The sequence below is a fragment of the Enterobacter sp. CRENT-193 genome, from assembly GCF_002787395.1.
Lineage (GTDB): Bacteria > Pseudomonadota > Gammaproteobacteria > Enterobacterales > Enterobacteriaceae > Enterobacter > Enterobacter hormaechei_C.
This window is the reverse complement of sequence record NZ_CP024812.1, coordinates 1,202,247-1,222,846: the sequence shown is the minus strand read 5'-3', so window position 1 is coordinate 1,222,846 and position 20,600 is coordinate 1,202,247. Positions and strand designations below refer to the sequence as shown.

At 56.7% G+C, this 20,600-nt stretch carries 18 protein-coding genes and 1 pseudogene; 6 read left to right on the top strand and 13 right to left on the bottom strand.

Annotated elements, in window-relative coordinates; all coding sequences use genetic code 11:
• The first annotated feature begins 18 nt into the window (after window positions 1–18).
• The 4 genes from nirB (at window position 19) to CU081_RS05895 (ending at window position 4,707) form a co-directional block, all read left to right on the top strand.
• On the top strand, window positions 19–2,562 hold the full coding sequence (gene nirB / locus CU081_RS05910) for a nitrite reductase large subunit NirB (protein ID WP_003861645.1): 2,544 nt from the start codon (window positions 19–21) through the stop codon (window positions 2,560–2,562).
• Entirely contained in the window at window positions 2,559–2,885 is a 327-nt protein-coding gene (gene nirD, locus CU081_RS05905) for a nitrite reductase small subunit NirD (protein ID WP_022651948.1), read from the top strand. Before nirB ends, nirD begins: the two co-directional genes overlap by 4 nt.
• A gap of 134 nt (window positions 2,886–3,019) precedes the next feature.
• Window positions 3,020–4,393 (top strand): siroheme synthase CysG, encoded by a 1,374-nt coding sequence (gene cysG, locus CU081_RS05900; RefSeq protein ID WP_003861641.1) that lies wholly within the window; start codon window positions 3,020–3,022, stop codon window positions 4,391–4,393.
• A gap of 143 nt (window positions 4,394–4,536) precedes the next feature.
• A complete protein-coding gene (locus CU081_RS05895; protein ID WP_003861638.1) occupies window positions 4,537–4,707 on the top strand; it encodes a YhfL family protein in 171 nt (56 codons plus the stop codon).
• A gap of 72 nt (window positions 4,708–4,779) precedes the next feature.
• On the opposite strand, the gene trpS is transcribed toward CU081_RS05895, so the two are convergent.
• The 12 genes and pseudogenes from trpS to pilM all read right to left on the bottom strand — a co-directional run bounded on the left by trpS (window position 4,780) and on the right by pilM (window position 14,742).
• Window positions 4,780–5,784: a tryptophan--tRNA ligase gene (gene trpS, locus CU081_RS05890; protein ID WP_022651949.1), complete on the bottom strand. Its 1,005-nt coding sequence runs from the start codon at window positions 5,782–5,784 to the stop codon at window positions 4,780–4,782.
• Window positions 5,777–6,538: a phosphoglycolate phosphatase gene (gene gph / locus CU081_RS05885; RefSeq protein WP_003861635.1), complete on the bottom strand. Its 762-nt coding sequence runs from the start codon at window positions 6,536–6,538 to the stop codon at window positions 5,777–5,779. Before gph ends, trpS begins: the two co-directional genes overlap by 8 nt.
• Window positions 6,531–7,208: a ribulose-phosphate 3-epimerase gene (gene rpe, locus CU081_RS05880; protein WP_003861634.1), complete on the bottom strand. Its 678-nt coding sequence runs from the start codon at window positions 7,206–7,208 to the stop codon at window positions 6,531–6,533. The genes gph and rpe overlap by 8 nt, the downstream gene beginning before the upstream one ends.
• Before the next feature lie 39 nt (window positions 7,209–7,247).
• Window positions 7,248–8,060, bottom strand: a complete 813-nt coding sequence (gene dam, locus CU081_RS05875; protein WP_003861633.1) for an adenine-specific DNA-methyltransferase — start codon at window positions 8,058–8,060, stop codon at window positions 7,248–7,250.
• Window positions 8,061–8,127: 67 nt separating this feature from the next.
• Window positions 8,128–9,432 carry a cell division protein DamX gene (gene damX / locus CU081_RS05870; RefSeq protein WP_003861632.1) on the bottom strand — a complete coding sequence of 435 codons (1,305 nt, stop codon included), beginning with the start codon at window positions 9,430–9,432 and terminating at the stop codon, window positions 8,128–8,130.
• Between the two features lie 92 nt (window positions 9,433–9,524).
• Complete coding sequence (gene aroB / locus CU081_RS05865; protein WP_003861631.1) at window positions 9,525–10,613, bottom strand: 3-dehydroquinate synthase; 1,089 nt, start codon at window positions 10,611–10,613, stop codon at window positions 9,525–9,527.
• A 57-nt stretch (window positions 10,614–10,670) separates the two neighbouring features.
• Window positions 10,671–11,192 carry a shikimate kinase AroK gene (gene aroK / locus CU081_RS05860; RefSeq protein WP_003861630.1) on the bottom strand — a complete coding sequence of 174 codons (522 nt, stop codon included), beginning with the start codon at window positions 11,190–11,192 and terminating at the stop codon, window positions 10,671–10,673.
• 286 nt (window positions 11,193–11,478) lie between these two features.
• Complete coding sequence (gene hofQ / locus CU081_RS05850; RefSeq protein ID WP_003861628.1) at window positions 11,479–12,717, bottom strand: DNA uptake porin HofQ; 1,239 nt, start codon at window positions 12,715–12,717, stop codon at window positions 11,479–11,481.
• Window positions 12,629–13,033, bottom strand: coding sequence for a HofP DNA utilization family protein (locus CU081_RS05845; RefSeq protein ID WP_003861627.1), 405 nt, complete (start codon window positions 13,031–13,033; stop codon window positions 12,629–12,631). The genes hofQ and CU081_RS05845 overlap by 89 nt, the downstream gene beginning before the upstream one ends.
• On the bottom strand, window positions 13,023–13,202 hold the full coding sequence (locus CU081_RS26455; RefSeq protein ID WP_022651950.1) for a HofO family protein: 180 nt from the start codon (window positions 13,200–13,202) through the stop codon (window positions 13,023–13,025). The genes CU081_RS05845 and CU081_RS26455 overlap by 11 nt, the downstream gene beginning before the upstream one ends.
• A 276-nt stretch (window positions 13,203–13,478) precedes the next feature.
• Window positions 13,479–13,969, bottom strand: a pseudogene (locus CU081_RS05835) (PilN domain-containing protein).
• Window positions 13,969–14,742 (bottom strand): pilus assembly protein PilM, encoded by a 774-nt coding sequence (pilM, locus tag CU081_RS05830; RefSeq protein WP_003861624.1) that lies wholly within the window; start codon window positions 14,740–14,742, stop codon window positions 13,969–13,971. The pseudogene CU081_RS05835 and the gene pilM overlap by 1 nt, the downstream one beginning before the upstream one ends.
• Before the next feature lie 120 nt (window positions 14,743–14,862).
• Between pilM and mrcA the strand changes: the two genes are divergently transcribed.
• A complete protein-coding gene (gene mrcA, locus CU081_RS05825) occupies window positions 14,863–17,415 on the top strand; it encodes a peptidoglycan glycosyltransferase/peptidoglycan DD-transpeptidase MrcA (protein ID WP_003861623.1) in 2,553 nt (850 codons plus the stop codon).
• A 94-nt stretch (window positions 17,416–17,509) separates the two neighbouring features.
• Here the strand turns inward: mrcA and nudE are convergent, their stop codons facing one another.
• Window positions 17,510–18,070: an ADP compounds hydrolase NudE gene (nudE, locus tag CU081_RS05820; protein ID WP_003861622.1), complete on the bottom strand. Its 561-nt coding sequence runs from the start codon at window positions 18,068–18,070 to the stop codon at window positions 17,510–17,512.
• 327 nt (window positions 18,071–18,397) lie between these two features.
• Here nudE and CU081_RS05810 point away from each other — a divergent pair, with 327 nt between their 5' ends.
• Window positions 18,398–20,536, top strand: a complete 2,139-nt coding sequence (locus tag CU081_RS05810; protein ID WP_003861620.1) for an intracellular growth attenuator family protein — start codon at window positions 18,398–18,400, stop codon at window positions 20,534–20,536.
• Window positions 20,537–20,600: the final 64 nt, after the last annotated feature.

Here is a 20,600-nt window from a genome sequence, read left to right as displayed (position 1 = left end):
AAAGAAATCGAGGCAAAAATGAGCAAAGTCAGACTCGCTATCATCGGTAACGGCATGGTCGGCCACCGCTTTATTGAGGATCTTCTCGATAAAGCCGATGCTGAGCAGTTCGATATTACCGTGTTCTGTGAAGAACCCCGCAAGGCGTACGACCGTGTGCACTTGTCTTCTTACTTCTCTCACCATACCGCCGAAGAGCTCTCTCTGGTGCGTGAAGGGTTCTACGAGAAGCATGGCGTAAAAGTGCTGGTGGGCGAACGCGCTATCACCATCAACCGTCAGGAGAAAGTAATCCACTCCAGCGCCGGACGTACGGTTTTTTACGATAAGCTGATCATGGCGACGGGCTCGTATCCGTGGATCCCGCCTATTAAAGGGTCGGAAACCCAGGATTGCTTCGTTTACCGTACCATTGAAGACCTCAACGCCATCGAATCCTGTGCGCGTCGAAGCAAACGCGGCGCGGTTGTCGGCGGTGGTCTGCTGGGTCTGGAAGCGGCAGGCGCGCTGAAAAACCTCGGCGTTGAAACCCACGTTATCGAATTTGCCCCGATGCTGATGGCCGAACAGCTCGACCACATGGGTGGCGATCAGCTGCGCCGTAAGATCGAAAGCATGGGCGTGAAAGTTCACACCAGCAAAAACACCAAAGAGATCGTTCAGGAAGGGACTGAAGCACGCAAAACCATGCGCTTTGCCGACGGCAGCGAGCTGGAAGTGGACTTCATCGTCTTCTCCACCGGTATCCGCCCGCGCGACAAGCTGGCAACGCAATGCGGTCTGGCCGTCGCGCAGCGCGGTGGGATCATGATTAACGACACCTGCCAGACCTCCGACCCGGATATTTACGCCATCGGCGAATGCGCCAGCTGGAACAACCGCGTATTCGGCCTGGTCGCGCCTGGGTACAAAATGGCGCAGGTCGCCGTTGACCATATCCTCGGCAGCGAAAACGCCTTCACCGGCGCAGACATGAGCGCCAAGCTGAAGCTGCTGGGCGTGGACGTGGGCGGTATTGGCGATGCGCATGGTCGCACCCCGAACTCCCGCAGCTATGTTTATCTGGACGAAAGCAAAGAAGTCTACAAACGTCTTATCGTCAGCCAGGACAACAAAACCCTGCTCGGGGCGGTGCTGGTGGGCGACACCAGCGACTTCGGCAACCTGCTCCAGCTGGTATTGAACGCCATTGAGCTGCCGGAAAACCCGGACGCGCTGATCCTCCCGGCGCACGCCTCCAGCGGTAAGCCGTCCATCGGTGTGGATAAACTGCCGGACAGCGCGCAAATCTGTTCCTGCTTCGACGTCACCAAAGGCATGCTGATCTCCGCCATTAACAAAGGCTGCCACACCGTTGCGGCGCTGAAGGCGGAAACCAAAGCCGGGACCGGCTGCGGCGGCTGTATCCCGCTGGTCACCCAGGTGCTGAACGCCGAGCTGGCAAAACAGGGCATTGAAGTGAACAACAACCTGTGCGAGCACTTCGCTTACTCTCGCCAGGAGCTGTACCACCTGATCCGCGTGGAAGGCATTAAGTCCTTTGACGAACTGCTGGAGAAACACGGCCAGGGCTATGGCTGTGAAGTATGTAAGCCTACTGTTGGTTCGCTACTTGCGTCCTGCTGGAACGAATATGTGCTCAAACCAGAACACACTCCGCTTCAGGACACCAACGATAACTTCCTGGCCAATATTCAGAAAGACGGGACTTACTCGGTGATCCCGCGTTCTGCCGGGGGGGAAATCACCCCTGAAGGGCTGGTCGCCGTGGGCCGTATCGCCCGTGAGTTTAACCTGTACACCAAAATCACCGGTTCCCAGCGTATCGGCCTGTTCGGCGCGCAGAAAGATGACCTGCCGGAAATCTGGCGTCAGCTGATTGAAGCGGGCTTTGAAACCGGTCACGCGTATGCCAAGGCGCTGCGCATGGCGAAAACCTGCGTGGGCAGCACCTGGTGCCGCTACGGCGTGGGCGACAGCGTGGGCTTCGGCGTAGAGCTGGAAAACCGCTACAAAGGCATCCGTACGCCGCACAAAATGAAGTTCGGCGTCTCAGGGTGTACACGTGAATGTGCAGAAGCGCAGGGTAAAGACGTGGGTATCATTGCCACGGAGAAAGGCTGGAACCTGTACGTGTGCGGTAACGGCGGGATGAAACCTCGCCACGCGGATCTGCTGGCCGCCGATCTCGATCGCGATACGCTGATCAAATACCTCGACCGCTTCATGATGTTCTACATTCGTACCGCCGATAAGCTGACCCGTACCGCGTCCTGGTTGGATAATCTCGAAGGCGGCATCGACTACCTGAAGTCGGTCATTATCGACGACAAGCTGGGCCTGAATGAACAGCTGGAATCCGAGATGACTCGACTGCGCGAGGCGGTGATCTGCGAGTGGACCGAAACCGTGAACACGCCAGCGGCGCAGACGCGCTTCAAACACTTTATCAACAGCACCCAGCGCGACCCGAACGTGCAGGTGGTGCCGGAGCGTGAACAGCATCGTCCAGCGACCCCGTATGAACGTATTCCGGTGATGCTGGTGGAGGAAAACGCATGAGCCAGTGGGTAAACATCTGCAATATTAACGACATTCTGCCAGCAACCGGCGTCTGTGCCCTGCTGGGCAACGAGCAGGTGGCGATTTTCCGTCCTCGCCACGATGAACAGGTCTATGCCATCAGCAATATCGACCCGTTCTTCGAGGCCAGCGTGCTCTCCCGCGGTCTGATTGCGGAGCACCAGGGCGAACTGTGGGTTGCCAGCCCGCTGAAAAAGCAGCGCTTCCGCTTAACCGACGGGCGCTGCATGGAAGATGAAAGCTTCTCGGTCAAACACTACGACGTCCGCGTGAAGGACGGCGAGGTGCAGCTGAAAGGGTAACCCCTCGCCTTTTCAATAGGAAAGGCTTATGACCCCTTATGGGTAACGGCAGGAAAAACCGTATGTTCTGTACGATTCCTGCTGTTATCCTGACGTCAATTCTTCCCCCGCCATGAATGCTGTGAGGTAACGTCGTGGATCACCTGCCGATTTTTTGTCAATTACGCAACCGCGACTGCCTGCTCGTGGGCGGCGGCGATGTGGCTGAACGTAAGGCGCGCCTGCTGTTAGAGGCGGGCGCCCGACTGACCGTTAACGCCCTCACCTTCGCCCCACAGTTTGACGTCTGGGCGCAGGAAGGGATGCTCACGCAGGTGCAGGGCGAATTTGATGAATCCCTGCTGGATACCTGCTGGCTGACCATCGCCGCAACGGATAACGATGACGTTAACCAGCGCGTCAGCGACGCCTGCGAAGCGCGCCGCATCTTCTGTAACGTGGTGGATGCGCCGAAAGAGGCGAGCTTTATCATGCCATCCATTATCGACCGCTCGCCGCTGATGATTGCGGTATCGTCCGGTGGCCGCTCGCCCGTTCTTGCCCGTCTGCTGCGGGAAAAACTGGAAGCCGTGCTGCCGCAGCATCTTGGCCAGATTGCCCAATACGCCGGGCAGCTGCGTTCCCGCGTGAAGCAAACCTTCGCAACCGTGGGCGAACGCCGTCGCTTCTGGGAGAAGTTCTTTGTCAACGACAGGCTGGCGCAGTCGCTGGCCAATCAGGACGCCAAAGCCGTTGAAGAGACGACCGAACAGCTCCTGAGCGAGCCGCTGGACCATCGCGGTGAAGTGGTACTGGTGGGCGCAGGTCCCGGCGATGCGGGCTTGCTGACGCTGAAGGGTCTCCAGCAGATCCAGCAGGCGGACATCGTGGTGTATGACCGTCTGGTCTCTGATGACATCATGAATCTGGTGCGCCGCGATGCTGACCGCGTGTTCGTCGGCAAACGGGCAGGTTATCACTGCGTACCGCAGGAGGAGATCAACCAGATCCTGCTGCGGGAAGCGCAGAAAGGTAAGCGTGTGGTGCGTCTGAAAGGGGGCGATCCCTTTATCTTTGGTCGCGGCGGCGAGGAGCTGGAAACTCTCTGCAACGCGGGCATTCCATTCTCCGTGGTGCCGGGTATTACGGCGGCATCCGGCTGTTCTGCCTATTCCGGCATTCCGTTAACCCATCGCGACTATGCCCAGAGCGTGCGCCTGGTGACGGGCCACCTGAAAACCGGCAGCGAGCTGGACTGGCATAATCTGGCCGCTGAAAAGCAGACGCTGGTCTTCTACATGGGGCTAAATCAGGCAGCCACGATTCAGGCGAAACTGCTGGAGCACGGCATGGAAGCAGATATGCCGGTCGCACTGGTGGAAAACGGCACCGCCATTACGCAGCACGTGGTCGATGGCGTGCTGACGCAGCTGGGTGAGCTGGCGCAGCAGGTTCAAAGCCCGGCGCTGATCGTTGTTGGACGCGTGGTTGAGCTGCGCGAAAAGCTGAACTGGTTCTCAAACCACTAACCATAGTCTCTCTTCCTGGAGTAGTCCTTATGCGGACTACTCCGTTCATACCTCAGTCGATAACATACCGCCCGCATAATGGAACTTTTCCATTTATTCCCTCGTGTTACATCCAATTTTAGATTTTTAGACAAGGAATGCGTATGTTCAAACTGGCAAAAGCTGCCGTACTGGTCGGCCTGTTAACAACTCTGACGGCCTGCACCGGTCACGTTCAAAATACTAAAAATAATTGCAGTTACGATTACCTGCTGCATCCGGCGATCTCCATTTCGAAGATCATCGGCGGTTGCGGCCCGGCGGCACAGCAGTAAGCGTTTTTCAGGCGTAAAAAAACCGGGAATTTCCCGGTTTTTTTATTGAGTCCGTATTTGTCGGGTGGCGGCTTAAGGTTTCGCCACAAACCCAATCGCCTCGTACACCGCTGTCAGGGTTTCCGACGCGCGCGCGCTGGCTTTTTCTGCGCCCTCTTTCATCACTTTTTGCAGGAAAGCTTCGTCGTTACGGTAACGGTGATAGCGCTCCTGCAACTCGGTCAGCATGCCGGAAACGGCGTCTGCCACTTCGCCTTTCAGGTGGCCGTACATCTTGCCTTCAAAGTGTTTTTCCAGCTCAGGGATGCTCTGTCCGGTCACACCGGAGAGAATGTCCAGCAGGTTGGATACGCCCGCTTTGTTCTGCACGTCGTAGCGCACCACTGGCGGCTCATCGGAGTCGGTCACCGCACGCTTGAGCTTTTTCACCACCGATTTCGGATCTTCCAGCAGGCCGATAACGTTGTTGCGGTTATCGTCAGACTTGGACATCTTTTTGGTCGGCTCCAGCAGGGACATCACGCGCGCGCCGGATTTCGGAATAAACGGCTCAGGCACTTTGAACACGTCGCCGTAAAGCGCATTGAAGCGCTGGGCAATATCGCGGCTCAGCTCCAGGTGCTGCTTCTGGTCTTCACCCACCGGCACCTGGTTGGTCTGGTACAGCAGAATGTCGGCCGCCATCAGCACCGGATAGTCAAACAGACCGGCGTTGATGTTCTCAGAGTAGCGCGCAGACTTATCCTTGAACTGGGTCATGCGGCTCAGCTCGCCGAAATAGGTGTAGCAGTTCAGCGCCCAGCCCAGCTGCGCGTGCTCTGGTACGTGAGACTGAACGAAAATGGTGCTCTTCTCTGGATCGATACCGCACGCCAGGTACAGCGCCAGCGTATCGAGCGTCGCCTTGCGCAGCTTCTCGGGATCCTGACGCGCGGTGATAGCATGCAAATCCACGATGCAGTAAATGCAGTGGTAGTCATCCTGCATGCTCACCCACTGACGTAACGCACCCATGTAGTTACCAATGGTCAGTTCACCTGAAGGCTGTGCGCCACTAAAAACGATGGGCTTAGTCATTATTCAATTCCTGATGTTCACTGTGCGAGAGCCCGAGTGCGGGCAACAAATCTTTGAAGTGGTCGAACACAACGTCCGGCTCACTCAGCGTAATGGCTTCACCGTAGTTGTAGCCGTAGGTCAACCCAACCGACGGGCAACCTGCCGCTCTGGCAGCCAGAATATCATTGCGGGAATCCCCGACAAAGAGCAGCTCCGCAGGTGCTAAGGATAATTTTCCTGCCACCAGCAATAGCGGTTCCGGATGCGGCTTTTTATTCTGTACGTCATCGCCGCCCACAATTACGGAGAAGTATTTCGCGATATCCAGCACTTCCAGCAGAGGCGCAACGAACGGTGTCGGCTTGTTAGTCACCAGCCCCAGCGGGATGCCTTTAGCATGTAGCGCGCTCAGCGTTTCAGCGACATCCGGGAACAGGAAGCTGCCCTCTTCGACGGTCTCTTCGTAGAAACGGTCGAACAGTTTGCGCAGAATACGCTGCTGCTCATCCTGGGGAATATCCGCGTGGTCAACACTCGGTTTACCTTGCGCGGAACGCTGAGAGGCACGCTCCTGACGAGCCCAGGTCAGCGCGCGCTCCATCAGCACGTCTGCACCGTTACCAATCCACGTCACCACGCGCTCTTCGCCTGCAACGGGGAGTTCAAGGGCATATAGCGCCTGATCGACGGCGCGGGTTAATCCTGGCGCGCTGTCGACCAGCGTGCCGTCGAGGTCAAATGCTACACCCCGAATAGCCTGCAATTTATCCATGACTTACCTTCGCCAGTTCACGGCGCATTTCATCAATGACTTTTTTGTAATCCGGTTGATCGAAGATGGCGGAGCCTGCGACGAACATATCCGCCCCTGCCGCCGCAATCTCACCGATGTTATTGACCTTCACGCCGCCGTCCACTTCCAGACGAATATCATAGCCAGACTCATCGATACGGCGGCGCACTTCACGCAGTTTGTCGAGGGTCTGAGGGATAAATGACTGACCACCAAAGCCAGGGTTGACGGACATCAGCAGGATCACGTCCAGCTTGTCCATCACGTAGTCGAGATAGCTCAGCGGGGTCGCCGGGTTAAAGACCAGCCCCGCCTTACAGCCGTTCTCTTTGATCAGCTGTAGCGTGCGGTCAACGTGTTCGGAGGCTTCCGGGTGGAAAGTGATGATGCTGGCACCCGCCGCGGCGAAATCGGGTACGATGCGGTCAACCGGTTTCACCATCAGATGCACGTCAATGGGCGCGGTGATCCCGTAGTTACGCAGTGCTTTAAGCACCATCGGACCGATGGTCAGGTTGGGAACGTAGTGGTTATCCATAACGTCGAAATGGACGACATCCGCGCCAGCCGCGAGAGCTTTGGCAGTGTCTTCACCCAGGCGGGCAAAATCGGCCGACAGAATTGAGGGGGCAATCAAAAACTGTTTCATCCGCATCTCCTTGAAATGTGTTTACCGGCGGGCAAAGGCTCAGGGTCGATAAAGCGCCAGAAGTTCGTCCACCTTTTTACGTGTGCCGCCGTTGCTGCTAATGCTACGCCGCACTTTTACCTGAAAATGCTTCGCGGCTTTGTACCATTCGCGCGTATCAGGCGTGTCGTGATTCGAAATTAACACCGGAATTCTTTTGCTGACCAGCTTTTCCGCCATCTCAGCCAGACGAGCCTGCTCGGCCGGGCTGAAGCTATTGGTGTGGTAGGCGGTGAAATTTGCCGTGGCAGACAGCGGCGCGTAAGGCGGGTCGCAGTAGACCACCGAGTTTACGCCCGCCAGCTCCATGCACTCTTCATATGAGAGACAGTAGAACTCGGCATTCTGCGCTTTTTCAGCAAAGTGATACAGCTCGTCCTGCGGGAAATAGGGACGCTTATAGCGGCCAAACGGCACGTTAAACTCGCCACGCAGATTATACCGGCACAGACCGTTGTAGCCATGGCGGTTGAGATAAAGAAACAACAGCGCGCGACGGAACGGATCCTGGCTTTGATTAAACTCAGCGCGGAACTGATAGTAGACGTCCGGGTTGTTGTTCTCTGGCGTAAACAGCTTCCGTGCCTCTTCCACATACTCATCGGTACGCAGTTTGACGATGTTATAGAGGCTAATAAGGTCGCTGTTGATATCCGCCAGGATATAACGAGAAAAATCGGTATTCAGGAACACCGATCCAGCACCCACGAAGGGCTCGATAAGACACTCGCCTTTCGGCAGGTGCTTTTTAATATCGTCGAGCAGGGGGTATTTCCCCCCTGCCCATTTCAGAAAAGCGCGATTTTTTTTCATGCTGACTAACTGATTACACCTTCTCCGGCTGTGGAGAAAGCTCCGACAGCATCCTGCGCTTTAAACATTACTTCAGATCGGCCTGCACCTGATGAATCGGCTTCGCCCACGGGTTTTTCGCCTGCACGTCGGCTGGCAGCGTGGAAACGGCACGTTTTGCTTCATCTTTGGAAGCATAAATACCACTCACCAGCACATACCACGGTTGACCGTTACGGGTCGTCTGATAAACCACGTAGTTTTTCAGATTCGATTTCTTCGCCCAGGCGTTGAGGTTGTCATAGTTAGACGAACTGCTCAGCTGAAGGGTGTAGTTGCTGGAAGAGGCCGACTGCAAAGAACCCACGTTGCCCGTCGTTTTACCTGGCGAAGCGCCCGTTTTGGCTGCGGGAGCCGCAGGTGTTGTTGCAGCAGGTGTTGTTGCAGCAGGCGCCGCTGTGGTCGCCGTCGCTTTCGGAGCAGCGGTTGCTGCTGGCGTTGGCGCTTTAACCGGCTGGCTCACCGCAGGTTTTGTCTGCGCTGGCGCTTTCGTTTCTGGCGCTTTTGCCACGGCCTGTGGTTTCGTCTCACGCTTCGGCTCAATCACAGCCTGCTTACGCTCCTGGCGTGGTGCAGTCTGCGTCTGGCGCGGTTTGGTTTCCGTTGCCGCCGTCTGCTGCTGGGCATTGCTGCCATGAACTGGCGCAACGGTGGCTGGTTCAGTTGGCAGCGTGGAGTTCACCACGGCAGCGTTAACCTGTTCCTGATTCTGCGGCTGCATCAGCGCGTTGTTCAGATCGCCCTGAACCTCAACACGCTGCTGGCCTTCAGGCGTAGCTGGCGCCTGGCCCTGAGTCGGGGTAGAAGAGACAGGCGGCAGAGAGATATCCTGACCGGCGCTGGTGTTGCCTGCGGTCTGCTCTGCGGAAGTGGTGCCCGGCGCAGGCTGAGCGCCATTCGCCTGGTTGCTCGCATCGTTACCAGACAGGTCGATGCTCTTCTCGGCAGACGCGGTCTGCTCGGTAGAATGGGTAGAAGGGGCTTTTAGCGCGGAACCAATGCCGACAATCAGCAATACCAGCACCAGAACGCCAAGGCCCATCATGATGTACTGACGGGAGGCCGGTTTTGCCGCTACCGCTTTTTTACGCTTGCGCGGTCGACGTTCAACAGGCTGTTCATCCATTAACTCTTCTTCGGATTCAAACTCCTCGTCTTCACGCTCATTGCGCGCGTTGCGGCTACGCGAAGGGCGACGATCGTCTGCATCCAGATCGACATCGTCAAAGTTGATCTGCGGCTCGTTATCACGTTCTGAAGATTGACGAGAACGACCAGTACGACGATCGCTGGGATCGGGTTTCAGCTCGTCTTCTGGTTTGAATTCATCCATTTAACACCCCACTCAAAGGCTTCTGCCAACGACTCTGCATTAACCTGAAGCTAAAACGACCACCTGTTACAGCGGTCTGACCTTTCTAGTTGTTACGCTTGCTGACAATCAGCAATAGCGCCAAGTACGACTTCGTGCGGCACTCCGCCGCGCACTTCACTTTTCCCTATTGCAAGCGGGAGTACCAGACGCATCTCACCTGCTAATACTTTTTTATCGCGCATCATGTGGGGAAGGTACGCCTGCGCAGACATTTCCTGCGGACCACTTACCGGCAAGCCAGCACGTTTAAGCAACGCGATTATACGTGCTGTCTCTTCCGGCCTGAACTGCCCCAGACGTTCAGAGGCACGCGCCGCCATAACCATTCCGGCAGCGACAGCTTCACCGTGAAGCCAGTTACCGTAGCCCATTTCGGCTTCGATCGCATGACCAAACGTATGCCCCAGATTCAGTAAAGCACGTAAGCCGGTTTCACGCTCATCTGCGGCAACGACTTCTGCTTTCAGCTCACAACAACGGCGAATACAGTAGGCCATTGCCTGCCCGTCGAGGCGCAGCAGCGCATCCATATTCTCTTCCAGCCAGGTGAAGAACTCCCCGTCAAGAATAATGCCGTATTTGATCACTTCTGCAAGGCCGGACGCCAGTTCGCGCGCTGGCAAGGTTTTCAGACAGTCGAGATCCACCACCACCGAGGCAGGCTGGTAGAACGCGCCAATCATGTTTTTGCCGAGCGGATGGTTAACCGCCGTTTTACCGCCCACAGAAGAATCGACCTGTGAGAGCAACGTGGTTGGAATTTGAATAAAGCGCACGCCGCGCTGGTAGCTGGCGGCTGCAAAACCGGTCAGATCGCCCACAACGCCGCCGCCCAGGGCAAGCAGTGTTGTATCACGACCGTGCGGTTTTTGCAGAAGTGCGGTAAAGACGGTATCCAGTACCGTCAGGCTTTTGTACTGCTCGCCATCGGGCAGAATCACACTGTCGACCTTCACGCCCGCCTGCTCAAGCAGGTGACGTACACGGTCGAGATAAAGCGGAGCCAGCGTCTCGTTGGTGACCAGCATCGCCTGATCACCCGCTTTCAGTGGTAAGAAGGAAGCTGGGTCGTTAAACAAACCAGCCGCGATGGTGATAGGGTAACTACGTTCCCCGAGAGTAACTGTAATCCTCTCCATGACGCGACATCCACCTTAAATGCTTTTACCCGCAGGCGAGTGTATATAAAGCCAGAATCAGTTGCTTTCCAGCATATGAATAATCTGGTTTGCAACCACTTTAGCGCTTTGATCGTCAGTACGAATGGTCACATCAGCAATCTCTTCGTACAGAGGATTGCGTTCATCGGCCAAAGCTTCCAGAACTTCACGTGGCGGTGTTTCAACCTGCAACAACGGGCGCTTTTTATCACGCTGCGTGCGTGCCAGCTGTTTTTCGATGGTCGTCTCAAGATAGACCACTACGCCACGGGCGGAGAGACGGTTGCGGGTTTCGCGAGATTTTACAGAGCCGCCGCCAGTTGCCAGCACAATGCCCTGTTTTTCCGTGAGTTCGTTGATCACTTTTTCTTCTCGGTCACGGAAACCTTCTTCGCCTTCTACGTCGAAGACCCAGCCCACATCCGCTCCGGTTCGTTTCTCAATCTCTTGATCAGAATCGTAAAATTCCATATTGAGTTGTTGAGCTAACTGACGCCCAATAGTGCTTTTGCCGGCACCCATAGGCCCAACCAGAAAGATATTGCGTTTCTCTGCCATTTTTTCGGTACTACTAAGACTATTCGTTAATGGTAATCCCCGCTGCGCAGACACCCGGCGTAGCAGGACATGAACTGAAACCTCATTTGCAATAGAGCGAGAGTCAGACGAAAAATTATCTCAATACTCCGGCTTGTTTGGCAACTGATTAAATCACCGTTCCCGGCGCATAAGGAAATAAGACGTAAGTCCAACTCAAATCGGTACTCCTTGTATGCTAATTCATGCCCCACGTCAAACATCTGCAACAAACTGAATGCAAAATCATTGCGGGGATCGTTACCCATTACTGAATACTGACCAGACGTGGCGTGATAAACACCACTAACTCGCGCCGTTCGTTATCTTTTCCGTCATGGCGGAACAGCTGACCCAGCCACGGAATGTTGCCCAGCACGGGCACGCTGTCGCGTCCGGTTTTATTCTTTTGCGAAAAGATCCCGCCCAGCGCGAGCGTTTCCCCACTTTTTACCTCAACCTGCGTTTCGATCTCCTGCTTATCGATCGCCAGCGTTTCGCCGTCTGCCTGTTGCAGCACCTGGCCGGGCATATTTTCACTGATATGCAATTTCAGGCGCACACGACCACCCGGCAGAACCACCGGCGTGACCTCCATGCCTAATACCGCTTCTTTAAATTCAACGGATGTCGCCCCGCTCTCGCCGCTGGAAACCTGATACGGAATTTCGCTGCCCTGCTTGATGCTGGCCGGCTGCATGTGCGATGCCAGCAGCCGCGGGCTGGCGATGATATCCACCTGCTGCTTTTGCTCAAGCGCCGACAACTCAAGATCCAGCATCCTGCCGTTGATGCGCCCGATGTTAAACCCTGCGTGGGTGGTCGCACTGGCCACCGACAGGTCCGCACCCAGCGTCGTGACCTGACCCACTTTACTGGCCTCCGTTGCGTCAGCGAGGTTCCATTTCACCCCCAGTTCACGCAGGCTTTTTTCACTGATGGTCACAATCTGCGCCGCCAGTTCCACCTGCTCGACGGGCAGATCCATCTGCACAGCCCAGCGCTGGAGCATATCCACCACCGTCTGGTTATCCCTGACCAGGAAACGGTTGGTGCGCTTGTCGACGGAGAGACTGCCTTTCGGGCTTAAGAGCTTTTCCGCCGCTTTTTGCAATTCGCCCGCATCCGCATAAGCAAACGGAATGCTGTGAGAGTGCAGCGGGGCGTCGAGCAGACGCTGGGCCCGCTCCTGCTCTTTACGCGTCTGTTGCTCCCGTTGCCAGGCCGCCGTATGCACATAAAAAATGCCGCCCTCTTCCCGCAATACCAGCCCGGCGCTGTTCACTACCGTCTGAAGCGCCTGCCTCCAGGGCACCCGCGTTAAATTCAGCGAAAGCGAACCGCTGACATCCGGCGACACCACCAGATTGCGATCCTCCTGCGCTACCAGCGCCTGTAATATTTGCACCACCGGGACATCATCCACCAGCAGGGTGACCGGTTTTGGCGTCGCGGCCCACAGGGGCTGGCTGAGTACCGCCAGTAACAGCCCTATCCTTATCTTCACTTTTTTTCGTTCCTTCTCGTTGCCATGTCCATCGCTTCGGCTCGCACATATCGCCGACATCAACGGTCAGTTGTTGTCTATCTATCGCGCTCACCCGCCAGCCTGTCGGTAACCGCATCTGCGTTTTTACCCGGTGCCAGCGTTTCTGCCCGTCCTGCATAAGGCCGATATCCCTGCTGCCGCTGACTATCCCCTGATACCGCCACTGGCTGAGCTGCCCGGCTGCGCAACGCTCTTCCGGCACAGAGAAGGGATCCCGCATCCCGGTCAGGAAAAGCGGAGAAAGCAGGATGACTAAACGGGCTTTACTGCGCATGACCGATCTCCAGTTGCAGGCTGAGGCGTAACTGTTTGCCCTGTGGGATGATGGAAAACGCACTCACCCGCACGTTCTCAAGCGCCAGCCGGGAAAAGAGCGCCGGAACCGCGCCCCATGAGGCATCCAGCGCCAGCTCTCCCCCACTCTGCTGCGGCTTCCAGTACACCAGCCTTGCGTCCTCACGCTGAAATGCCAGGGGAGAAAAGGGCCGCGAGGGCGTCACTTGCGTAAACACTGCTTGCCGTCCGGCCTCTGGCCACAGCGAGGCGTTGATTCGCTTCGCACTGATGGCCTGCGCCTGAACATCGGCGTAACGCAGAGCAGCGGGCCTGAGCAGTAGTTCCCAAATTGCCCACGCAACAAGCCCCGACGCGATCAACCAGCAAAGGACGCGCCGGGAAGGACGTGCATCAGCCCAGCGTTGATACCAGATACCCACCGGCTACCTCCGGCTATGCAGTTTAAAAGAGAACATCCATCGCCCCAGGCTATCCTGTTGCAGTTCGCCTGCCGGTCCGGGGTTAAATCCCGTCACCCTTTTCAGCGCATCGGTCATGGCTGCGAGCGCTGGCAGTGAAGTGGTATAGCCGGTCAGGGTCAGCGAGGGTGGCTGATAACGCAGCGCCGTCAGCCACGCCTGCCGGGGCATTGCGCTGGCAAGCGATTCCAGCGCGGGTTGCCAGGCCGGATCAGACGGCGGCGAAGGGGTTTTCAGCCCCGCTGACTGCGGCTGACGGGCTCTCAATACTTTCTGCACCGCCCGTGTCCCCGCCAGTTCGCTCTGCAACGCCTGTAACGCGGAGACTGCGTCGCCCGCAGGCTGATACCACCCGCCAGCATCACCAGCAATGAGGTGGCAAACAGCAGCCCCCAGAAACGCAGGCGCTGATTACGTTGCTGCCGACGCCAGGGTAAAAGATTGGGCATGCTCATTACGGCGCCTCGCTCATGGCCAGCGCCAGGGCGACGGTGAAATCAGCACCGCATTCCGGCAGCGGCGGCTGGCACAGCGTCACCGCTTCCCAGGGATCGCGGGCAGCATCAAACACGGCGATATCAGAAGAAGAAAGCGCAAGCAGCGCCGCCAGTTCATTCACCGTCGCCGCTTCTGTGGTGTAGCGCCGCCCCCACTGGTGACGCATCGCCCATAGCCACTGGTGTTGATCTCTCCAGGCGACGCACCGGGCGGGGGCAACAGCAGAGAGAAGATTAGCCAGCGCGCCGGCATCCGGGGCGATTGCTGCCAGACGCAAACGCAGCGCGTTCGCCAGCGTCAACAGGGTATCGACCTCTCTGTTTTGCGCTGCGGTAACCTGAAAAGTGTTGCTGAACGTATCCTGCGCGTAGTCAAAGCAGAGCGTATCGGCGGGCATCTCCAGCTCACGCGCTAATGCGGCGCCTACCCAGGTGAGCTGTTCGCTGTCACGCAAGGTAACGGATGGACGGGGCAACGCGCGTTGCAGAACGCGCGTTGCTGGAAATGAGAGGAATACCCGATGCGAGTGCGGCAATGTTTTCCGCCAGCCACGTAATGCGTTAACCAGCTCTTCTGGCTTAAGTATTTTGCCTTCCCCGATAACGCCGTCCGACAGCGGCACCGCCCACCAGCGCCGTAAACGCCATCCGGCCCGCTCTCTGGTCAGCGCTACCGCAACCACCTTATCCTGTTGAATATGAACACCTGTTTGCCACGTTTTAAAAGCCATGCTTCACGATCTCCTTATCGCCCGTCGGAGTGACGGCTATATCAATGAATCAGGCTTGCCTTTATACTACCGCGCGATTGTTTAGAAACTGCCCAGGCTAAACCAAATGGGAAATCTCCGGTGAAGTTCGTAAAGTATTTATTGATCCTTGCAGTCTGTTGCATTCTGCTGGGAGCAGGCTCGATTATTGGTTTGTACAAATATGTCGAGCCGCAACTCCCTGATGTCGCCACGCTTCGTGATGTGCGGCTTCAGATCCCTATGCAGGTCTATAGCGCCGATGGTGAACTGATGGCGCAATACGGCGAGAAACGTCGTATCCCTTTGACCTTAAATCAAATCCCACCCGTGATGGTGAAAGCTTTTATCGCCACCGAGGACAGCCGTTTTTACGAGCACCACGGTGTCGATCCGGTCGGTATTTTCCGTGCGGCAAGCGTGGCGCTGTTCTCCGGTCATGCCTCTCAGGGGGCAAGTACCATTACCCAGCAGCTGGCGCGTAACTTCTTCCTCAGCCCGGAAAAGACGCTGATGCGTAAGATCAAAGAGGTGTTCCTCGCGATCCGCATTGAGCAACTGCTGAGCAAAGACGAGATCCTTGAGCTTTACCTCAACAAGATCTATCTGGGCTACCGCGCCTATGGCGTAGGGGCTGCGGCTCAGGTCTATTTTGGTAAGCCGATCGATCAGCTCACGCTGAGCGAAATGGCGACCATTGCCGGCCTGCCAAAAGCGCCATCCACCTTTAACCCGCTCTACTCGCTGGACCGCGCCACCGCGCGCCGTAACGTGGTGCTGTCGCGTATGTTGAGCGAAGGCTACATCAGTCAGTCTGAGTACGATAAGGCGCGCAGCGACGTTATTGACGCCAATTACCATGCGCCGGAAATCGCCTTCTCTGCACCGTATCTCACTGAAATGGTTCGCCAGGAGATGGTGAGTCGCTACGGTGATAAAGCGTATGAAGATGGTTATCGCGTCTATACCACCGTGACCCGCAAAGTGCAGCAGGCTGCCCAGCAGGCGGTGCGTAATAACGTGATGGATTACGATATGCGTCACGGCTATCGCGGCCCGTCCAACGTGCTGTGGAAAGTGGGGGAAGGCGCATGGGACAGTAAAAAAATCACTGATTCCCTGAAAGCGCTGCCGACCTATGGCCCGCTGCGTCCGGCTGTCGTCACCCAGGCCGATCCACAGGAAGCGGTGGCGATGATGGCCGATGGCACATCCGTTTCGCTGCGCATGGAGGGTGTCCGCTGGGCGCGTCCGTACCGCTCTGACACTCTTCAGGGCCCGACGCCACGTAAAGTGACCGATGTGGTACAAACCGGACAACAAATCTGGGTCCGTCAGGTCGGTGATGCCTGGTGGCTGGCGCAGGTGCCGGACGTCAACTCTGCGCTGGTCTCCATCAATCCGCAGAACGGTGCCGTGATGGCGCTGGTTGGCGGGTTCGATTTCAACCAGAGCAAATTTAACCGCGCGACCCAGGCACTGCGTCAGGTTGGTTCGAACATCAAACCGTTCCTGTATACCGCGGCGATGGATAAGGGGCTGACGCTCGCCAGCATTCTCAACGACGTGCCAATTTCCCGCTGGGATGCCGGTGCGGGCTCTGATTGGCAGCCGAAGAACTCTCCGGCGCAATACGCTGGCCCTATCCGTCTGCGTCAGGGCCTTGGCCAGTCGAAGAACGTGGTCATGGTTCGCGCGATGCGTGCGATGGGCGTTGATTATGCGGCAGAGTATCTGCAACGCTTCGGCTTCCCGGCGCAAAACATTGTTCATACCGAATCTCTGGCGCTCGGCTCCGCGTCCTTTACACCGCTCCAGGTCGCGCGTGGCTACTCGGTGATGGCGAACGGGGGATTCCTGGTCGATCCGTATTTCATCAGCAAAATCGAGAACGATCAGGGCGGCGTACTGTTTGAAGCGAAACCGAAAATTGCCTGCCCTGAATGCGATATTCCGGTGATTTACGGCGACACGCCAAAATCCAATGTCCTGGAAAACAAGGATATGGAAGATGTGGCGATCTCTCAGGAACGTCAGAATCTGGCGGTGCCGCAGCCTCAGCTGGAACAGGCCAATCAGGCGCTGGTCGCCCAGAGTGGCGCGCAGGAGTACGCCCCGCACGTGATCAGCACGCCGCTGTCGTTCCTGATTAAGAGCGCACTGAACACCAACATCTTTGGCGAACCGGGCTGGCAAGGCACCGGCTGGCGAGCGGGCCGCGATTTGCAGCGCCACGACATCGGCGGCAAAACCGGGACAACCAACAGTTCAAAAGATGCCTGGTTCTCAGGTTATGGCCCGGGCGTTGTCACCTCGGTCTGGATTGGTTTTGACGATCACCGCCGCACTCTGGGGCGCACAACCGCTTCTGGCGCGATTAAAGATCAGATTTCCGGTTACGAGGGTGGGGCTAAGAGTGCGCAACCGGCGTGGGATGCTTACATGAAGGCCGCTCTCGAGGGCGTGCCGGAGCAGCCGCTAACGCCTCCGCCGGGCATTGTCACGATCAATATTGACCGCAGCACCGGACAGCTTGCGAATGGCGGCAACAGCCGTGCCGAGTATTTCATCGAGGGTACGCAGCCAACCACGCAGGCAGTGCATGAGGTGGGTACAGAGATCATTGATAACGGCGAGACGCACGAGCTGTTCTGACGCCGACAAAAAAGCCGGGTGGCGACTACGCCTGACCCGGCCTACAACGTCAATGCAAAACGGCAACCTTCGGTTGCCGTTTTTAATGGTGGCGCTACAAACGCCCCTGCCCCTTCAGCCACTCTCGTACCAGGAACAGTGCGCTCACGTTGCGTGCCTCGTTAAAGTCAGGATCTTCCAGCAAATCCATCAGATGAGCCAGCGGCCAGCGAACCTGCGGCAGCGGTTCCGGCTCGTCTCCTTCCAGCGATTCAGGATAGAGATCTTCCGCGACAACGATGTTCATTTTGCTGGAAAAATAGGACGGCGCCATGCTCAGCTTTTTAAGGAACGTCAGCTCTTTCGCGCCAAAGCCGACCTCTTCTTTCAGCTCCCGGTTTGCCGCTTCAAACACCGTTTCGCCCGGATCGATCAGTCCTTTGGAGAAGCCCAGCTCGTAGGATTCTGTGCCCACAGCGTATTCACGAATGAGGATCAGATGCTCGTCGACGATGGGCACTATCATCACCGCTTCACGCGAGGAGGGGCGCATACGCTCATAAACACGACGCACACCGTTGCTGAACTCCAGATCCACGCTTTCGACATTAAACAGACGCGATTTCGCGACGGTTTCAACATTCAGAATGGTGGGCTTTTGTAAGGGTTTGGTCATCTTGACGGGTCTTTGCTGGGTGAACTGGCTTTATTGTGCGATACGCCGCACGGTTTCGGCAATGTCAATTGCTCTTTATTTACATTTATGCAACGTAATTGAATGCGATTCTCATTTCAAAACAAATGTCAAGAGGTTGAAATGTTTCCAGGAATTTGCTGATATCGCGCCGGAACAGGCTTTGTTATCATTACCGGTCACTGGGATGCGCGTCAACATGCTCAAGTTAGACTCCATACTTGCCGATAGCCGACCACAGAATCTCATTCATTGTACAAAAGGTGCGACTGACAACACCTGTAAGAAGATAAGTAAGATGGGGAAAGCATGAGCACCATTTTGATTTTTCTCGCTGCTGTGCTGGCCTGCGCGTCGATTGCGGTGTGGGTATTCAGGCGCCGCGTACATCGCCGTTATCGGCTGCCCTTTTTAAACGCGTTCGCCGGAGCAAACACGCGCAAGCTTTCGCCAGAGGAACGCAGCACCGTTGAGCAGTATCTCGACACGCTGAACCGATCCCGGCTTTCGCCTGGCCCTACCGGCGCCAGCGCCGCCCCCGTATCGCTCAACCTGAACGCCCAAAGCGACACCGTTCTGTGCGTGACGCGCTCCATTACCCGCTATGGCATCACAACCGACGATCCCAACAAATGGCGTTACTATCTCGACTCTGTTGAAGTACACCTGCCTCCCTTCTGGGAACAGTATATTAACGACGAAAACAGCGTCGAGCTCATCCATACCGATACGCTGCCGCTGGTTATCTCCCTCAATGGTCATACTCTGAGCGAATATGTTCAGGAAGCGCCACGCTTTGCGCTGGAACGCGCGAGCGGAACGCAGGCCTCTATTCGTGGTGAAGAGACAGAGCAGATTGAACTGCTCAACATCCGCCAGGAAACGCATGAAGAGTACGTCCTGAGCCGCCCGGATGGCATTCGCGAAGCGGTGCTGATTGTCGTCTCGTTCCTGCTCTTTTTCATCTGCCTGCTGACGCCGGACGTGTTTGTTCCGTGGCTCGCGGGTGGCGCAGTACTGCTTCTGGCCGCCGGGCTGTGGGGCATATTTGCCCCGCCGGCAAAAACGTCATTACGCGAAATTCACTGCCTGCGCGGAACCCCAAAACGCTGGGGACTGTTCGGTGAGAACGATCAGGAACATATCAACAATATCTCGCTCGGGATCATCGATCTTATCTATCCACGCCACTGGCAGCCGTGGATTGCGCAGGACCTGGGCCACAAAACGGATATTGATATCTATCTCGACCGCCACGTTGTACGCCAGGGACGTTACTTATCCCTGCACGACGAAGTAAAAAACTTCCCGCTTCAGCACTGGCTTCGCAGCGCGGTGATTGCCGGTGGCGCCGCGTTAATCTTCCTCATGCTGCTGCTTTTCGTGCCGCTGGATATGCCAATTAAATTTACCCTGTCATGGATCAAAGGGGCGCAAACCGTGGAAGCCACCAGCGTACAGCAGCTCGAAGAAGCGGGTGTACGCGTGGGGGATACGTTGCGGCTGAAAGGCACCGGGATGTGTAATATCCACTCACCGGGTGCCTGGAACACGCGCCAGAACTCGCCGTTCGCGCCGTTCGACTGCTCTCAGATCATCTGGAATGACGCCTCTCCGCTGCCGCTGCCGGAATCGGATGTGGTCAATAAGGCCACTGCGCTCACCCAGACGATTAATCGCCAGCTCCATCCAAAACCGGATGATGATTCTCGCGTCAGCCCTGCCCTGCGTTCGGCTATTCAGAAGTCGGGCATGGTGCTGCTGGATGACTTTGGCGAAATCGTCCTGAAAACAGAGGATCTCTGTTCCGCCCAGGATGACTGTATCCGGCTGAAGAACGCGCTGGTCAACCTCGGCAACAGCAAAGACTGGGACGCGCTGGTGAAACGCGCCGAAGCGGGACGCCTGGACGGTGTGAACGTGCTTCTGCGTCCGGTCAGCGCCGAGTCGCTGGATAATCTGGTGGCGACCTCTACCGCCCCCTTCGTGATGCGTGAAACCACCCGTGCCGCCCAGGCGCTTAACAGCCCGGCGCCGGGCGGTTTTGTGATTGCCAGCGATGAAGGCAGCGACCTGGTGGATCAACCTTATCCGCAGGTTTCGCTGTATGACTATCCTGCCCAGGAGCAGTGGAGCGAATTCCAGCGTCTGGCGCAGATGCTGATGCAGACGCCATTCAGCGCGGAAGGGATCGTCACCACCCTCTTCACCGACGCCAACGGCACGCGTCATATTGGCCTGCACCGTATGCCGGATAGCGCTGGCCTGTGGCGCTATATAGGGACATCCCTGCTGCTGATTGCGATGCTGGCGTGCATCGTCTGGAACGGTTATCAGGCCGTACGCCGCTATCAGCGTTCCCGCACGCGGCTGGCAGAAATCCAGGCCTACTACGAAAATTGCCTTAACCCGAAACTGATCTCCTCTTCTGAGAGCCTGATCGGATAACGTCCCTGCGCGACAAGTTGTGCTACCCTGTCGCGCACGTTTCTTCTGGCTGGAGTTCCCCCTT

Bases quoted from the DNA above. Each gene is read 5' to 3' on its own strand.
- CU081_RS05810 (WP_003861620.1), top strand. From the start codon at position 18,398: ATGAGCACCATTTTGATTTTTCTCGCTGCTGTGCTGGCCTGCGCGTCG.
- nirD (WP_022651948.1), top strand. From the start codon at position 2,559: ATGAGCCAGTGGGTAAACATCTGCAATATTAACGACATTCTGCCAGCA.
- trpS (WP_022651949.1), bottom strand. From the start codon at position 5,784: ATGACTAAGCCCATCGTTTTTAGTGGCGCACAGCCTTCAGGTGAACTG.
- pilM (WP_003861624.1), bottom strand. From the start codon at position 14,742: ATGGCTTTTAAAACGTGGCAAACAGGTGTTCATATTCAACAGGATAAG.
- nirB (WP_003861645.1), top strand. From the start codon at position 19: ATGAGCAAAGTCAGACTCGCTATCATCGGTAACGGCATGGTCGGCCAC.
- dam (WP_003861633.1), bottom strand. From the start codon at position 8,060: ATGAAAAAAAATCGCGCTTTTCTGAAATGGGCAGGGGGGAAATACCCC.
- CU081_RS05845 (WP_003861627.1), bottom strand. From the start codon at position 13,033: ATGCGCAGTAAAGCCCGTTTAGTCATCCTGCTTTCTCCGCTTTTCCTG.
- aroB (WP_003861631.1), bottom strand. From the start codon at position 10,613: ATGGAGAGGATTACAGTTACTCTCGGGGAACGTAGTTACCCTATCACC.
- gph (WP_003861635.1), bottom strand. From the start codon at position 6,538: ATGGATAAATTGCAGGCTATTCGGGGTGTAGCATTTGACCTCGACGGC.
- CU081_RS05895 (WP_003861638.1), top strand. From the start codon at position 4,537: ATGTTCAAACTGGCAAAAGCTGCCGTACTGGTCGGCCTGTTAACAACT.
- damX (WP_003861632.1), bottom strand. From the start codon at position 9,432: ATGGATGAATTCAAACCAGAAGACGAGCTGAAACCCGATCCCAGCGAT.
- aroK (WP_003861630.1), bottom strand. From the start codon at position 11,192: ATGGCAGAGAAACGCAATATCTTTCTGGTTGGGCCTATGGGTGCCGGC.
- rpe (WP_003861634.1), bottom strand. From the start codon at position 7,208: ATGAAACAGTTTTTGATTGCCCCCTCAATTCTGTCGGCCGATTTTGCC.
- nudE (WP_003861622.1), bottom strand. From the start codon at position 18,070: ATGACCAAACCCTTACAAAAGCCCACCATTCTGAATGTTGAAACCGTC.